The organism is Marinobacter sp. B-12, from assembly GCF_056857915.1.
In genome coordinates this window covers 161,891-174,564 of record NZ_JBSXOB010000059.1, presented here as the reverse complement: position 1 = coordinate 174,564, position 12,674 = coordinate 161,891, and the positions used below count along the sequence as shown (strand labels likewise).

At 52.4% G+C, this 12,674-nt stretch carries 10 protein-coding genes; 8 read left to right on the top strand and 2 right to left on the bottom strand.

Annotated features, from left to right (window positions below):
* Positions 1 to 240: 240 nt before the first annotated feature.
* Positions 241 to 1,056, top strand: a complete 816-nt coding sequence (locus AC13D2_RS14265; protein ID WP_288353250.1) for a THxN family PEP-CTERM protein — start codon at positions 241 to 243, stop codon at positions 1,054 to 1,056.
* Between the two features lie 135 nt (positions 1,057 to 1,191).
* Here AC13D2_RS14265 and AC13D2_RS14260 read toward each other — a convergent pair whose 3' ends face one another.
* Both AC13D2_RS14260 and AC13D2_RS14255 read right to left on the bottom strand, forming a co-directional pair.
* A complete protein-coding gene (locus tag AC13D2_RS14260) occupies positions 1,192 to 2,031 on the bottom strand; it encodes a PEP-CTERM/exosortase system-associated acyltransferase (protein WP_482938827.1) in 840 nt (279 codons plus the stop codon).
* 118 nt (positions 2,032 to 2,149) lie between these two features.
* Positions 2,150 to 3,772 carry an FAD-binding oxidoreductase gene (locus AC13D2_RS14255; protein WP_482938826.1) on the bottom strand — a complete coding sequence of 541 codons (1,623 nt, stop codon included), beginning with the start codon at positions 3,770 to 3,772 and terminating at the stop codon, positions 2,150 to 2,152.
* A gap of 448 nt (positions 3,773 to 4,220) precedes the next feature.
* Here AC13D2_RS14255 and prpD point away from each other — a divergent pair, with 448 nt between their 5' ends.
* The 7 genes from prpD to AC13D2_RS14220 all read left to right on the top strand — a co-directional run bounded on the left by prpD (position 4,221) and on the right by AC13D2_RS14220 (position 12,673).
* Positions 4,221 to 5,705, top strand: coding sequence for a 2-methylcitrate dehydratase (gene prpD, locus AC13D2_RS14250; protein ID WP_482938825.1), 1,485 nt, complete (start codon positions 4,221 to 4,223; stop codon positions 5,703 to 5,705).
* 158 nt (positions 5,706 to 5,863) lie between these two features.
* Positions 5,864 to 6,589 carry a PEP-CTERM sorting domain-containing protein gene (locus AC13D2_RS14245; protein WP_482938824.1) on the top strand — a complete coding sequence of 242 codons (726 nt, stop codon included), beginning with the start codon at positions 5,864 to 5,866 and terminating at the stop codon, positions 6,587 to 6,589.
* A gap of 189 nt (positions 6,590 to 6,778) precedes the next feature.
* Positions 6,779 to 8,191, top strand: a complete 1,413-nt coding sequence (locus AC13D2_RS14240) for a TIGR03013 family XrtA/PEP-CTERM system glycosyltransferase (RefSeq protein WP_199448598.1) — start codon at positions 6,779 to 6,781, stop codon at positions 8,189 to 8,191.
* 59 nt (positions 8,192 to 8,250) lie between these two features.
* Positions 8,251 to 8,895, top strand: coding sequence for an XrtA/PEP-CTERM system exopolysaccharide export protein (locus tag AC13D2_RS14235; protein ID WP_199448597.1), 645 nt, complete (start codon positions 8,251 to 8,253; stop codon positions 8,893 to 8,895).
* 52 nt (positions 8,896 to 8,947) lie between these two features.
* The gene (locus AC13D2_RS14230; RefSeq protein WP_482938823.1) at positions 8,948 to 10,474 is read left to right on the top strand and encodes an XrtA system polysaccharide chain length determinant; all 1,527 of its coding nucleotides are present in this window, start codon (positions 8,948 to 8,950) and stop codon (positions 10,472 to 10,474) included.
* 83 nt (positions 10,475 to 10,557) lie between these two features.
* The gene (locus tag AC13D2_RS14225; RefSeq protein WP_482938822.1) at positions 10,558 to 11,391 is read left to right on the top strand and encodes a P-loop NTPase family protein; all 834 of its coding nucleotides are present in this window, start codon (positions 10,558 to 10,560) and stop codon (positions 11,389 to 11,391) included.
* Entirely contained in the window at positions 11,384 to 12,673 is a 1,290-nt protein-coding gene (locus AC13D2_RS14220; protein ID WP_482938821.1) for an outer membrane beta-barrel protein, read from the top strand. Before AC13D2_RS14225 ends, AC13D2_RS14220 begins: the two co-directional genes overlap by 8 nt.
* Position 12,674 lies beyond the last annotated feature (1 nt).

Genomic DNA, 12,674 nt, shown 5'->3' with positions numbered 1-12,674 from the left:
CGAGAAACGACCGCTCTAAAACTTATTTGAAAATTTACATGGCGCTTAAGGCGATGCATTAACGAGGATCTGATGTCGAAGATGCTTACACCTGACCCTATACAATAATTGGGTTTTAATTATAAGTTATTTAAATAAAAGGATTTTCAATAAATGGTATGGCTGATGCTTATAGTAGTTCACCGCTGACTTGCTTGCCTGAATTTCAGCTGCCAGCGTTCACATTCAAGGAGAGAAACTATGAAAACTGCATTTAAAAGAACGTTCTTATCAACTCTTATCGTGCCATTTGCTCTGATCGCTCAGTCTGCCAGTGCGGTGATGATTACCGACTGGGGATATGATGTCAGCAGCGTTTTCTCGGACGTGTCTGCGACTGCTGGAGATGGCAGCGTTACGGCGTCTGACTCGAATCGTAAACTGTCTTGGGGTGTTGGTTCTGGAGATCAGTCGTCCGTTTCGATCACCGACGTAAGTGCGCCGAGTGGCCTTGAAACTAATGGGGGCTTCGTAGCTGGGGGAGTTTTTACTCATACTAACAATGTTCTCCCTGCCAGGGGTGCCGCACTCTCCGGTTTTACGCTCACCTCCACGCTGACGCTGACCCCGTTTGCTCCTCCGGGTGGCGCGTTGCCTCCAACATCTACTCCGTTCGTGAGCTTCTTCAATGAAACGATGAACAGTGGCACCTGTGTTGATGATTCTGTCTCCGTTTGCGATGACATCTTCACGATCGACAACTTCGACGATTTGGGTGCTGTTCCAAATGGCTCGGGCGGTTTCGAGTTCGCTTCGTCGTTCATTCTTGACGATTACAACTACACCGTCTTCCTCGAAATCATTGGATTGGGTGTATTGGCGGACGACGCCTGTATAGAAGCGGGAGCCGGCGTTGGGTGTGTTGGTCTTCTCACTGAAGAAGGCGAAACCAACAACTTCTCCACCCGGTTCCGTATAGAGGCAAGAGAAGTACCTGAACCAGGCACCTTGGCACTGTTGGGTCTCGGCCTAGCCGGTCTTGGTCTGGCCCGCAGGAAGAAAGCAGCAAATGTCTAACGTTTGAGCAATCATAACGTTCAGACGATAGTGCATGAATAAAGAAGCCCCCACCTCTCTGTGGGGGCTTTTTTATGTTGAGCTTGTCTCGGTGCGGACAGCCTTGACGATCACTCAGAGTCACTCAGTTGCCGGTCAGGCAACTTCCCTCTCATTTGCCTCGTAGCCGGTATCCGGTCTCGCCGGCAAGTATCGCCCGTCGTCAGTAATCAGCGACCAGACATCCGGACGGCGTTTCCTGATGCCGTCGATCAGTGATGCTGCTTCGGTGAAGGCAGGGCGGCGGCGACCGTGGTACTCCATGACGGGCCCTACATGATCAAATTCCACCCCAAACCGTTTCAAGAGGCGCAGCTGTGCGGGCTCCATGACGGCCATCCAGTGAGTTATGCCATGTTTGACCGACATCTGGAGGATGGCTGAAAAAAGCCCCAGGCTGATATAGGGCATGGCGCGTTTGCCATTTTCAGCATCGCTGTAACAGGTGAAATCACTGATACCTGAGGTTGACTCGTCCTCATTGAGCCGCCGCCGGAACTCCCGGCTGACCGCCATCCGGGATATTTCAGCAATGTTCTCTCGGCGAGCGTCGGCAAATGCTTTCTGTGCATGCAGGCCCATCCGGGGGAGACAAGGGCCTTCCATGGGAAAATCGGCCTGTTCCGGGTTGTCACCCGCCATAACGAGACGAACGGCAGCGACGCTGTCTCCGGTTATCCGGTGCCGGATCAAGGCATGTGCGGATCGAGGGTCGTATGCATCGTGCTCCCGTTTATCGGCAAAGCAATTCGGGTCCTCGAAAGGCCGGTCAATGCAATAAACCTGATACCGGACTGCAAAGACTTCATCGATCGTCTCAGGGCACATCGCCAACTGGACGTCGAATACCGAGTTGAAAATGGTGCTGACGTCTTCGTAAGCAGGCTGGTTTATTGTTTTGTCTGCTTCGTGCTGAAGTGCAAACCCTTTGTGCATCTCTGGATCCTCATTCTGTCCCATTCAGGGCGCTGTTAGAGCGATAGTCGCAGTGAAAAAAAGCGCCGTCTGAACATCAACTGACGGCGTACTACGGGTGTATCGAGGTTACAGCTCATCAGACCTCGGAACGTTTTATCCTGGGCACGTAACGTCCGGGCGCCAGGATAAAATTGGGGTCAACTGTGGCTTTCAGTTGACTGGCAAGTCTGGAAAACGCAGAGTCGCCGGTATTCAGAATTCCCATCGCATCATTGTTGAGGCGATAGGGCAGGAAGCCTTCCTGTTGCCCCGCGCTGACCAGTGCGCGATAGCAGTCGTTGGCTTTTGCGGTCGCATCAGCATCGCTGCGGTCAAAGAGCAGGGGAACAGTCGAGTCGAAGCAGCGATCATTTACGGTTGTCAATGTAATGAGTGGATTAACGCCATACTGGGGGCAAACTCTCTCGATCATGTTGATATAACGGCGAACATCGTCCCCTCGTATCGGAACCAGCGGCGCGAACCATATGAGACCGCAGCCATCGCGGGCGGGGTTTTTGGGTTGTCCGGGCGGTGGCAGATTACCTGAGCGCCAATACGCCAGTGCCAGCGCGACATCATTGGGGGAGCCATGCATGATTTCCAGTGCTCCGGAGAGCGTATCCGCCATGCCCTTAACCCGTGTGGCCAGCCTGCCAGGCAGCAAGCGGGCAACAGCCTGGACCGTGTTAACTTTCCGTCGGTTAATAAAGATGAGGCGGTCGGTTACTGGGCCAAGAAGTCGTCGTAGCGTGCGTCGGGCCGCACGGGCGACTTCCTTCGAGGCATAAATAGCACCAACACCACTCCAGGCAGGAACACCGTGACTGTTGGCCATGCTTTCAACTTCATGGGCGGGCAGGACACCGTTAACAGCCTTGTCCTCTGGAAAGGGCGTCATCATCGAGAGCATGCGTTGGCTGTTGAGCAGGTTGATCGCCACCACAGAACCGCCGAGGGCTCGCAACACGGCCCTGACAGTGGGGATCAGTGCTTCCAGTTTGGCATCGTCTTTTGTCGAGAAGAAAAATGCTGTCACGGTTTCGGGAACGGGCGCGAGGGCGATGGTCATATTTACAACCACGCCGAAATTCCCCTGGCTGAAAAGTCCGTCAAGATAGGGGCCCAGTCCCCACTTGAAAAGCCCGTCTACTTCCGCTGCGCCGAGTTCGCTGAGCGGCGTCTGGTATCGGGTGCCATCGGGCAGGATCGCTTCAATCTTCGTCACTGCCGCAAAATGGTCTGTAACAGGCGTGATGCCGTAACCCCGTTCAAGGGCGTTCCCGAGGATGCTGCAAGTGGGGCCTGCACCGGTCACTGGAACGAGATAATTTCCTTCCTGATGATCAAGAAAATCCCTCAGGGCACCTTGGGTTACGCCAGGCTCAACAGTTACAACGCCCATTTCAGGGTCAAAACCGGAAATACGGTCAAGCCGGCTCAGATCAAGAATGATACAGTCGTCTTCAACAGGGTTTGCACTGCCGTAGCCCCAGTTATTACCGGTGCTCACGGGGTAAACCGCGACCTGCCAACGTTGCGCGACCTGCAGAACCGCTGCCACCTGTTCCTGATTCTCTGGCCGAAGCACGGCCGGAATAGTACGGCTTGTACCTGTTGTGGAGGCACCGAAGTTCTCTGCGCCAGTCACGACTACTCCGGATTCACCCAGAATAGTGAGCCATTCGGCAATTGCAGATTTGGTATAGGTGCTGGTCACTGGCGTTTCCACGGTTTATCGATGTTGTTGACAGTTGTTAAGGTTAGCTGACGGGTTGTTCATAATTAGGCCGGAATTATAGGCGAGATAAGGCTGGGAAGACCACGTTATAGTATTACGGCTTGGAAAACGAAAGGTGATAAAGAATTGAAATACAAACAATCAGTTAAAGCGAAATTTGGGAAATTGTATGGGGGCTGTTTATTAAAAAATTTTAACTTATTTGCGTAATTACTTGTTAACTAAAATAAATAAAGGATTGGGGTTCTTTCTATCTAATTTAACTTATTGAAAATAGTGAGATTTAAATAATTTTCCGTTTATTTGTGTATCGTACAGAGGCATGAATATTTTAAATATGTCGATATTATAATTACATGTGCATGAATTTCATGGTTTGTTCAACTAGGCTGAAACGGATAAAACTTCCCAAAAGGGACACAGTTCAATGTCAGCAACTTTTGATCTGAACGATCGCCCCGACTACGACCACCTCCTGCAGACGATTGCCGATTACACCCTCAGTTATCGGATAAAGAGCCAAGAGGCCATGAATACCGCCCGAAATTGCCTGATGGATACACTAGGCTGTGGCCTGCTTGCCCTGCGGTTCCCAGAGTGTACCAAGCACCTTGGCCCATTGGTCGAGGGTACTGTCGTTCCGCACGGTGCTCGAGTTCCGGGAACCTCGTTCCGGCTGGATCCGGTGAAAGCGGCCTGGGATATCGGTTGCATCGTCCGCTGGCTGGACTACAACGATACCTGGCTTGCCGCCGAATGGGGCCACCCATCCGACAACCTGGGGGGCATTCTGGCGGTGGCTGACCACCTTTCCCAGAAACGGGTAGCGGAAGGCAAAGCACCACTGTCCATGAAGGATGTGCTTGAAGCCATGATCATGGCCCATGAAATTCAGGGTGTATTGGCGCTGGAAAACTCTTTCAACAGGGTAGGGCTGGATCATGTAGTACTGGTCAAAGTGGCGTCCACAGCCGTCACCGCGAAACTGATGGGCGCAAACCGGGAGCAGTTGCTGTCAGCGCTATCCCACGCCTGGGTTGATGGCCAGTCGTTGCGAACCTACCGCCACGCGCCGAATGCAGGCTCTCGAAAATCCTGGGCGGCGGGCGACGCCACCTCACGCGCTGTGCGGCTGGCAGATATCGCCATGAGAGGGGAGATGGGTATCCCGAGCGTACTGACAGCGTCCCAGTGGGGCTTCTACGACGTGCTGTTCAGCAAAACCAACAAGGACCAGAAGGTCAAGCCTGAGGATAAGCGTCAGTTTTCTTTGCCCCAGGATTTCGGCTCCTATGTGATGGAGAACATCCTGTTCAAGATTTCCTTCCCGGCGGAGTTTCACGCACAGACAGCCGCGGAAGCGGCAGTCACGCTGCATCCCCATGTTAAAGATCGTCTGGAGGAAATTGACCGCATCGTCATTACCACCCACGAGTCCGCCATCCGCATTATCTCCAAGCAGGGCAAGCTCGCAAATGCCGCTGACAGGGACCACTGCCTGCAGTATATGGCTGCGGTGCCGCTGATCTTTGGCAGCCTGACTGCAGAGCATTATGAAGACAGCTTCCATCAGGCAAACCCGGTCATCGACAGCATCCGGGAAAAGATGGAAGTAGTGGAAGATGAACGGTATACCCGTGAGTATCTGGAAGAGGACAAACGTTCAATCGCCAATGCCCTCCAGGTATTCTTCAAAGATGGCTCCAGTACGGACAAAGTTGCGGTTGAATATCCCATCGGTCACCGTCGGCGCCGGAAGGATGGGATTCCGCTGCTGGAAGACAAATTCTACAGCAATCTGGCCACTCGGTTCCCTGGCCAGCGCTGCGAACAGATATTCCGGCTCTGCAAGGACCAGAAGGCCCTGGAAAGTACGCCTGTGCAAGAGTTTGCGGAGCTTTTCGTGATATGACACTGATACGGAAAAGTTACATATGTGTCAGTTTAATTTACATCCCAGAGAGTAAGGTCTTATAAGTGCCAGAAACATAAACAGTTATAATTATGGCACGAGCCATGCAACCAGTACTCCTGTGTACGCTACGTACGTCAGATCTATGGAGTACTGATATGAAAAAGATAACAACCATTCTCGCAACAGGACTGCTCTTTGGTGTTTGTTCCTGGGTTTCAGCGGCGCCTATTCTCGCAATCAGCGACCAGGGTGGAGCGGCAGCCAGTCAGGCAGAGAGCGACTTCCTGGCCTCCCTTAGCGGTGGTTTCCTTACCGAAACCTTCGACGACAACACCTACTACACCCCCGGAACCCAGTCAGCCACTATTAATTCCCAGGCCGGCGTCGGTTCCTTTACCCGCGTGGTAGCCGGTTCGGGGGGGCTTTGTGACAGTGGCAGCTATGACTGCGATAACGGCCTTGCGGTGCTGGATGCAGGCACAACGCCCTTCAATGGCCGCTACTCCGTCTCCGGTAACAACTGGCTGGACAGTATGGATGCTCGGGAAATGAACATATCCCTGGTGGCAGGCTACAGCGCCATAGGCTTTTACATGACAGATCCGAACGACGCTGGGGGTCGGTTCTCGATTGGCGGCTTAGATTTCAGTTTCGGGAATATCTTCGGTTCTGCACTGGGTAATGGAAGTATTTTTTACATCACATTGTTCGATACAGAAGGCTTGGGCAGTGTTTCTATTTTCTCCAACAACTCCAATGACGGGTACGGATTGGATAATGTAACCATCGGCATGGTAGCTGTTCCGGAGCCAGGTACACTGGCACTTTTAGCTCTAGGGCTGATTGGGCTGCTGATGGCGCGTAAACGGCAGAAAAAATAGCCTGCTACAAAGAGGCAACTGGCGATTTGAAAACCATGAATTGTCAGTTTCCTTTACATCATAGCGGGTTTGTTTGCTCACCGGCGATTGCAGTTACGGAAATTTACAGTACACTGCTGTTCACGTAGCGCTGTATGTAGACGCACTGGATGCGTACTTTCATGGTTGCGAACAGCAAAAGGAGTTGGCGTGGCCCACGTCAGATTGTTCAGACACTACATTCATCTTCCGTATGCCATCCTCGGCCTGATTGATTTTCTCGTGCTGGCGTTCGCCTTCGCATTGGCTGTGTTTTTCCGCTATTTCGGCGACGTTTCCTTCTTCCTTGACAACCTGAGCTTCCTGTTGCCTTCAGCGGTCGTGTTTTCGGCAATCAACCTGCTGGTCATGGTAGCCCTCGGTGTTCATCAGTCCCGCCTGGAAGAAGGTATGTCGGGAATGATGTTGCGCACCATCCTGGCTCTGATGGTCAGTATCCCTTTGTGCGGGTTTGCCTATCTGCTTTCCAACGAGTGGCTGTGGTACATCGGCACAAGCAGTGCACTGACCACTGGCTCGGTTTTCGGTTTTTTCCTTTTGGGCATTGCCCGCCTCTTCTTTTTTGCTGCCGTCGGCAAAGAACGCTTCAAACGAAAGGTGCTGGTGTTGGGGGCTGGGTTCCGTGCCAGGCAGATTCACGAGGACCTCAGAACGCCTTTTAACCGCAAGGGCTTTATATTGACCGGTTTCGTGTCGTTGCCCGGTGAACCGGTTGAGGTCAGCAAGGACTATCTGCTGAACATTCCAACCACGCTCCAGCAATACATCCTTAAACACCCGGTCAATGAGATTGTGGTGGCGGTGGATGACCGCCGCAAAGGTCTGCCGATGGAAGACTTGCTGGAATGCAAAATGGAAGGAGTGCGGATTGTAGACGGCGCCGCGTTCTACGAAAGGGAGTCCAGAAAAGTGGCTCTGGAGATGGTGACTCGCGGCTGGTTGGTGTTTTCCGACGGGTTCACCGTCTCGTCTGTTTTTGGGGTTGGCAAGCGCTCCCTCGACATATTGTCCGCCGCTCTTCTTCTGCTGGTCAGCTTGCCGCTGATGCTGCTGACAGCCATCGCCATCAAGATTGAGGATGGCTTCAAAGCGAAGATATTCTACAGCCAGGAACGGGTCGGGCTTAACGGCCGCGTTTTCAAGGTCTATAAATTCCGTTCAATGATAACCGACGCCGAGAAAAACGGAGCAGTATGGGCCAGCAAGGATGACGCACGGGTTACCCGGGTAGGGGATTTTATCCGCAAGGTGCGGATTGACGAATTGCCACAAATTTTCAATGTGCTGAATGGCACTATGGCCTTCGTTGGCCCGCGCCCCGAAAGGCCGGTATTTGTAGAGCGATTGTCGGAAAGGATTCCATTCTACAGCGAGCGCCATCGCGTCAAGCCGGGGTTGACCGGCTGGGCCCAGCTTTGTTTTGCATATGCGGACAATGAAGAGGACACTCGGGAAAAGCTCCGTTACGACCTCTATTACATCAAGAATCAAAGCCTGTTGCTTGATTTGTTGATTATAATTCAGACAGTAGAAGTGGTATTGTTCAAAAAAGGATCAAGGTAGTTTCGGGACCAGCTCTGCCCGAAATACGGAAACCAAAATGGACACAGAGAGGATTGCGAATGTCATCGAAATACTCACTGAAGGGGCTTCTCATGTCCCTGGCAGCGGTAACACTCATTGCGGGTTGTGCCGGGCCCGGCACGTCATCACCCGAGAAGATTCAGAAAGCCTTGGCTGTTGATACAACAAACAGCGTCGATCAGTACATTCTGGGGGCGACTGACGTTGTCCGGGTGTCTGTCTGGCGCAACGATGATCTCAGCATTTCCGTGCCTATCAGGCCTGATGGGAAGATATCTGTTCCTCTCGCTGGCGATGTGCAGGCCAGTGGGTTAGCACCGGAAGAGCTAGCGAGGGACATCGAGTTGCGCCTGGAGTCCTACATTCGTGAGCCCCAGGTGAGTGTCGTTGTAACCAGTATGGGAAGCCACGAATTCAGTGACCGTGTCCGGGTAACCGGAGCGGTTCAGCAACCAACCTCCGTTCCTCACCGCGCCGGCATGACTGTACTGGATATGGTGCTGAACTCAGGTGGCCTGTCACCCTTTGCAGCTGCGAACAATTCGGTATTGTATCGAATGGTTGACGGAGAGGTTGTGGCTATCCCCATCAAACTGGATGAAATACTGACCCGAGGTGATATTTCGACCAATTACAGGCTTCGCCCCGGAGATATTTTGACAGTGCCAGAGAGACGTATCTGATGCATTCAGGAGTAGTAAATCAGTTGGCGCCATCAGGTAGCAGGTAATAACTATGGCACTTCCATTAAGTCGGTTACCTACAGAAGTTGTTCGTGAGATCCGCACCCGCAAGTGGCTTGCATTGTTTGTTTTTGCGGCGGTCAGTTTTGGTGTGCTGGCGGCAGGATTCCTTTGGCCATACAAGTACCAGTCCCAGGTTATTATTTTTGTGGACGACCGAAATATCATTCGGCCATTGATGGAAGGCCGGGCCGTCACAACCGGGATCAGTGAAAAGGCATCTGCGGCCAGAGAGCTACTTTGGACTCGCAGCGTAATGGAGAAAATCGCCAGGGACACTGAGATTTTTGGCGAAAATGCTGATGACATGAGCGATAACGCGCTGACGGGCCGCATAAGCGCTATCCGAAGTAGTATGTCGGTGGCTACGCGCGGCGACAATTATTTTAGCATTGGCTATTCGTCGTCATCGCCCCTCAAGGCGTTTCAGATCGCGCAGAGACTGGGGCAGGTTTTCATTGAGGAAAATAGTAAGCGAAAACGGGCTGAAAGCCGTTCGGCCTATGACTTTATCGATAAACAGGTGAAAAGTTATGAACGGCAGATCGCTGGGGTCGAGGAGCGCCTGAAGCAGTTCCTTTCAGAAAACGTTGATGGAACCGAGGCAAGTGCAAACTCCCGGCTGTCAAACCTTCAAAATCGACTGGAACTCGCCCAGCTTGAGAAGGAAGAGCTTGAAACTCGAGCTAAAGCGATTGAACGACAAATGACGGATATCAACCCCAGAATTCGGCAGGGGCAGACCGGTGATGCATACCAGGAACGCATCAATTCGATGGAAGAGCAACTGGACTCTTTGCGGTTGCGCTACCACGACACCTACCCGGACATCGTTATTCTGCGTGAACAGATTGCAGAGCTTAAGAAGCAACGACAGCGAGCTCTTGAAAGCCAGGTGGAGTCGCCAGAGTCGTTCGGTGATGTAAACATTGCCAACCCGGTCTACCAGGACATACGGTCTACACTGGTGACCACCAACACAGAGATCGAGACAGTGGAAACGCGGATCCAGTCCCTTGAAAGGCTGATTGCCGAGCAGAAAAAGCGCATGGAGGCTATCCAGGAAAACAAGGCTCAGTACTCAGAGTTGACGCGAGATCTGGAAGTTAACAAGGAAATTTATAACGATCTGCTTAAACGCCGAGAGACGGCACGGGTTTCCATGCACCTCGATATTGAAGGGCAAGGGCTGAATTACCGGATTAATGAAACGGCACAGTACCCCAATAGTCCCTCCGGGCCGAAGTTTTCAATGTTTGCCCTTGCCGGACTGTTTATTGGATTAGTCGCGCCGTTCGGTGCTGTGGCGGCCTTGTTGCAGGTGGACCCGAGAGTGCGCTCCCGGGAACAGGTTGAGGACGTACTTGAATTGTCGATACTGGAGCAGTTTCCTGAAGTGCGTACGCCATTCGAAAGACGACGGGACCGCAGGGTAACGCTGGCAGTTTCGGTAATGGCGGTGATCGTCGCAGGGGCTTATATCGCAGTCGCTCTGGCCGCAGTGTTTGGAGTATTCTAATGAGCGATCCCAGAACAGATCAGGAAAACGAAATCTTCGGTAAGCAGGACTCAGACGCCAGCAAAAACAATCGGGTCAGAGGCGTGGATGGCGATTATCAATCCGGGTCAGAACGTCATGGTAATGGCAAAGGCGGCGAAGTGTCTGGGGGGAGATCCTACTCTGATTGGGACGACTCTCGAGTGCTTGTGCCAAGTTCGCTTGAACTTGGCCCCGGATCCGTCGACCGATACGTCATCAGCAAACAGATTGTCCGGATGCAGGAGCCGCGGCGGCTAACTCCGGATGACCTGGATGAAAGGCGAATAATCTATCCTGAATCCCGTAACAGAAAACTGGTTAACCACTTCAGGAACCTTCGTACCAAACTGCTGGAAAAATCGGGTGGTAACAACTTCACAATGGTTGTAAGTGGCGCGGGTATAGGCGCTGGCGCTTCATTTGTTTCGTTGAACCTTGCTGCCGCTTTTGCATTTGACGAGGCGAAAACGGCCCTGATCATCGATTGCAATCTGCGTAGCCCCTTCCTTCATTCGACCCTGGATATTGCTCCTGAAGCCGGGCTGACGGATTTCCTGGACGATTCTGATTTTGACATCTCACGGATTCTTTACCCGACCGGTATTCCCAGATTGCGTCTGATACCAGCGGGTAGCCGACGTGAGACACCGAGCGAATTTTTCACCTCGTTCCGCATGAAGCAGTTTTTGCAGGCTGTTCGAAAACGGTATCCAGACAGGTTCATCGTGCTGGATACTGCACCGATTACTGAATCGCCTGATGCTCGCATACTTGCCGATCTGTGCGATTACGCGATGCTGGTGATCCCTCATGGAGGCGTAACTGTCAATGGTGTTGAGCAGGCGGCTTCTGCGTTTAATCCAGAAAAGTTTGTTGGAGCTGTTATCAATGGCTAAATCAACTGGGCGATGGAAGTGCCCAGAATTTATCAGGTTTGCGGTTGCCTGCGCGGTCCTTGCCGCTACCAATGTTGCCCAATCCGAGCCACTGACTCTGTCAGGGGGGCTGACCAGCCGGTTCACTGACAACGCAGCGCGCACATCGTCGAACGAAACCAGTGACACGGAAACAAGAGTCAATCTGACACTTGCGCATCGGACTGACCCTGGCAAATGTGAGGCACGAACTGCCGCAGAGCTTGGCTATGGTGTCTGGCATGACGATACGTTTGATCCCAGGAACTACGTAGCTCTGGATTTTGACGGAGACTGTGAAATTGCGAGAGGACTTTCCTGGGAAGTGTCAGACAACCTGCGCGACGTGACACAAAACGCCAGGGCCAGCGACACCCCGGCCAACCGCACCCGAAAGAACGTTTTCAGTACCGGGCCTGTTTACACTTTAATGCTTGGCAAACTGGACCAATTAACAGTTTCCGCAAAATATCAAAACACCGACTTCAGTGAACCGGAGGATCCTGACAGTGACCGTTACATCGGGACCGCCAGTTGGAACCACCTATTCAGCCAGACCCTATCAGGCGGCCTTCAGTTCAGAACAAATCAGGCGGAGCTGGATACGGGTGCTGAAATAGATACCGACGTGGCGAGCCTGTTTTTCTCGAAATCCTGGCAGGCAACAAGCTTGTCGGGAAGTATTGGGGTCAGCGAAATAGAGAGCCGTTTCGGAGGCAACTCCCAGACTAACGATGGAATCGTATGGAATTTCTCTCTGGACCGGGAGATCAATCCCGTAACCCAGGCTTATATCAGAGGCAGCCGGGAGCTAACCGATCAGACATCCGATTTCGACATCAGGTTCGGGGAAGTTGTCTTTAACCTTCGTGAAACCAGTGCGGTGGAGGTAACGGCACTGAACGCGGGTTTTGTCAGGCAATTCAGCGATGCATCAAGCATTGATGTTGGCGTATTTGGCAACCGATCGGAGTACTTCAGGACAGGCGAAGTTGAAGACTCGGTCGGTTTTTCAGTTAATTACAACCGCACAATCTCAACCTTGCTCTCTCTTCAGACCCGGGCAAGGTATCAGCATCGCACATTCGAGTCTGACGGTATTAATAGTGACACCTACAGTGCGGATATCGGCCTGACTTATGAGCTGACTCAGGCTCTTGATGTCAGTGGTCGCATTGGCCATACCACCAGAGACAGCGACTCAGGCGCCAGTGAGTACCACGAAAACTGGATATCGCTGTCACTTGGCTACCAGTTTTTCTGAT

Excerpts from the sequence above, each read along its gene's own strand:
- AC13D2_RS14265 (WP_288353250.1), top strand. The coding sequence starts at position 241 with ATGAAAACTGCATTTAAAAGAACGTTCTTATCAACTCTTATCGTGCCA.
- AC13D2_RS14260 (WP_482938827.1), bottom strand. The coding sequence starts at position 2,031 with ATGCACAAAGGGTTTGCACTTCAGCACGAAGCAGACAAAACAATAAAC.
- prpD (WP_482938825.1), top strand. The coding sequence starts at position 4,221 with ATGTCAGCAACTTTTGATCTGAACGATCGCCCCGACTACGACCACCTC.
- AC13D2_RS14245 (WP_482938824.1), top strand. The coding sequence starts at position 5,864 with ATGAAAAAGATAACAACCATTCTCGCAACAGGACTGCTCTTTGGTGTT.
- AC13D2_RS14235 (WP_199448597.1), top strand. The coding sequence starts at position 8,251 with ATGTCATCGAAATACTCACTGAAGGGGCTTCTCATGTCCCTGGCAGCG.
- AC13D2_RS14230 (WP_482938823.1), top strand. The coding sequence starts at position 8,948 with ATGGCACTTCCATTAAGTCGGTTACCTACAGAAGTTGTTCGTGAGATC.
- AC13D2_RS14220 (WP_482938821.1), top strand. The coding sequence starts at position 11,384 with ATGGCTAAATCAACTGGGCGATGGAAGTGCCCAGAATTTATCAGGTTT.